This is a genomic window from Streptosporangium fragile, from assembly GCF_039534445.1.
GTDB classification, from domain to species: Bacteria; Actinomycetota; Actinomycetes; order Streptosporangiales; family Streptosporangiaceae; genus Streptosporangium; species Streptosporangium fragile.
Genome location: NZ_BAAAVI010000196.1, coordinates 1 through 573, shown reverse-complemented (window position 1 = coordinate 573; position 573 = coordinate 1). Strand labels below are relative to the sequence as shown.

General features: G+C 66.7%; 1 protein-coding gene. It reads left to right on the top strand.

Going from position 1 to position 573, the window contains the following annotated elements:
* On the top strand, window positions 1-573 hold a 573-nt coding region (locus tag ABD841_RS40615), incomplete at both ends, for a TCP-1/cpn60 chaperonin family protein (protein WP_344982416.1).

The following is a 573-nucleotide window of genomic DNA, read 5'->3' as shown; positions in this document are numbered from 1 at the left end:
AACGAGGACGCCCGGCGCGGTCTCGAGCGCGGTATGAACCAGCTTGCGGACGCCGTCAAGGTGACCCTCGGCCCCAAGGGCCGCAACGTCGTGCTGGAGAAGAAGTGGGGCGCCCCCACCATCACCAACGACGGTGTCTCCATCGCCAAGGAGATCGAGCTCGAAGACCCGTGGGAGAAGATCGGGGCCGAGCTTGTCAAGGAAGTCGCCAAGAAGACCGACGACGTCGCGGGTGACGGCACCACCACCGCCACCGTGCTCGCCCAGGCTCTGGTACGCGAGGGCCTGCGCAACGTCGCCGCCGGCGCCAACCCCATGGCCCTGAAGAAGGGTATCGAGGCCGCCGTCGAGCGCGTCTCCGAGGAGCTGTCCAAGCTGGCCAAGGACGTGGAGACGAAGGCGCAGATCGCCTCCACGGCCTCCATCTCCGCGGGTGACCCGCAGATCGGCGAGATGATCGCCGAGGCGATGGACAAGGTGGGCAAGGAAGGCGTCATCACCGTCGAGGAGAGCAACACCTTCGGCCTGGAGCTGGAGCTCACCGAGGGCATGCGCTTCGACAAGGGCTACATC